1 protein-coding gene and 2 pseudogenes are annotated in these 1913 nt (G+C 68.9%); 2 read left to right on the top strand and 1 reads right to left on the bottom strand.

The genetic code is table 11. The features are described 5' to 3' along the window. Together BN903_RS15575 and BN903_RS04560 are read left to right on the top strand one after the other, a co-directional pair. A pseudogene (locus BN903_RS15575) lies at window positions 1-460 on the top strand (long-chain fatty acid--CoA ligase); the annotation flags it as partial. 62 nt (window positions 461-522) lie between these two features. Beyond that, window positions 523-1686, top strand: a complete 1164-nt coding sequence (locus tag BN903_RS04560) for a sensor histidine kinase (RefSeq protein WP_048076592.1) — start codon at window positions 523-525, stop codon at window positions 1684-1686. 47 nt (window positions 1687-1733) lie between these two features. Here the strand turns inward: BN903_RS04560 and BN903_RS04555 are convergent. Then, window positions 1734-1913, bottom strand: a pseudogene (locus BN903_RS04555) (hypothetical protein); the annotation flags it as partial.

Genomic DNA, 1913 nt, shown 5'->3' with positions numbered 1-1913 from the left:
GTCCAGCTCCGCCCGGACGGGTACATCGCCTTCCGCGAGCGCGCGAAGCAGCTGCTCGTGCTCTCGACGGGAGAACGTCGCGCCCGGGCCGATCGAGGACCGGTTCGCCGCCAACGAGTTCGTCGAGCAGTGCGTCGTCCTCGGCGACGGCCGGAAGTTCGTCTCCGCGCTCATCGTCCCGAACTTCGAGCGGGTCGCAGCGTGGGGCGAGGACAACGGGATCGACCTCCCGGACGAGCGCGCCGCGGTCTGCCGCGACGACCGCGTCCGCGAGCGGATCCAGACGGAGGTCGACCGGGTGAACGGGGAGTTCGAGACCTACGAGCAGATTAAGCGGTTCCGGCTCGTCGAAGAGGAGTTCACCGAGGCGAACGACCTTCTCACCCCGACGATGAAGAAGAAGCGACGGAACATCTTGGACCGGTTCGCCGACGAGGTCGAGATGATATACGAGGAGTAGCCCGGTCGATGCGGTCGGTCCGTCAAGAAACCCATAAACGTCAGGGGAGAGTACGATTCCCGATGGCTCGCTCCGTCTCGCCCCGCCACGGCTTCGTCGCGCTCGGCGGAGTCTGCGCCGGTCTCGGCGTGCGACACGTGGCGATCGGCGAGGGAGGCGCTGGCGTGCTCCTCGAATCGGCGCTCATCCTCGGTCTCTCCGGCATCGTCTTCTACACCGTGTACGACCTGCCCGAGTGGAACGTCTCCACCGCCGGGCGGTGGCGGGCGGTCCGGATCGGCGGCCTGACCGCCCTCTCCTTCGCTGCGCTCGCCGGTATCGTCTGGCTCATCTGGGTGCTCGATCACCACGCGTTCAAGCTCTCCTTTCTGGTCTCGTTCGCGACCGGCCTCGGTGCGGCGGTCGGCTCGCGGGCGGGACTGTACGTGGTGAAGGCCGACGAACAGCTCACGGAGGCCCAAGAGCTGGCGACCCTTCTCTCGATCAACGACCGCGTGCTTCGCCACAACATCCGCAACGAGCTGTCGGTCGCGCTCGGCCACCTCGACGGGATCGAGGACGCGGCCGACAGGACGGCGATCACGGAGCGGGCGCGGATCGCCCGGGCCCACTTGGAGGAGCTCGTCGAGACGAGCGAACGAACGCGGCGCATCGCCGCGATCTGGCGGACGGAAACGCTCCAGTCGATCGACCTCGTCGCCGTCGTCGAGGCGCGCGTGGCCCAGCTGACCGCGGAGTCGCCCGAAGCCACGGTTCACACGGAACTCCCCGACAGCTGTGTCGTCCGAACGCATCCGTCGCTCCCGCTCGCGTTCGAGGAGGCGCTTCGGAACGCGATCGAACACAACGACGACGACGTGACGATCACGGTGCGCGTGCGGCGCGACGGCGACGCGACGACGCTCGTCATCGAGGACACGGGGCGCGGGATCCCGCAGATCGAGCGACAGACCCTCCACAACGCCGAGGAGACCCCGCTCGAACACACGGAGGGCCTCGGGCTGTGGCTGATATACTGGACCGTGACCCGGGCGGGCGGAACGGTCGAGTTCGACGAGAACGACCCGCACGGAACCGTCGTCCGGATCCGGCTCCCCGACAAACCCGAAGCGGCCCGGTCAGTCGGCGGAAAGGCGGGAGGTGCCAAGCCGGGAGGGTGGCGGTCGACACCACCGAGACCGGGGAAGCCGAACGCCGACGGCTCGAAGACGGAGGAAGCGGACTGAGTCGGACCGCCGACCGCTCGCGGTGGGCGAGACGGACCTTCCGGGCGCTACGCCGAGGAGATCGTCGATTCCGGGCCGTCGTCGCGCTCGACGGAGTCGCCGTCGAGCGCGTCCTGCGCCGTCGAATCGGGTCCGGCCGAGTCGCGTTCGGGCGAATCGCGTTCGGCCGCCGCGTCCGCCGCGACCGGGTCGCCGAACGCGTACACGGTGTTGTGGCCGGTGACCTC

It is taken from the genome of Halorubrum sp. AJ67 (assembly GCF_000513435.1).
The sequence above is the reverse complement of the archived record's forward strand: the minus strand, read 5'-3'. Positions and strand labels throughout refer to the sequence as shown.

Bases quoted from the DNA above. Each gene is read 5' to 3' on its own strand.
- BN903_RS04560 (WP_048076592.1), top strand. From the start codon at position 523: ATGGCTCGCTCCGTCTCGCCCCGCCACGGCTTCGTCGCGCTCGGCGGA.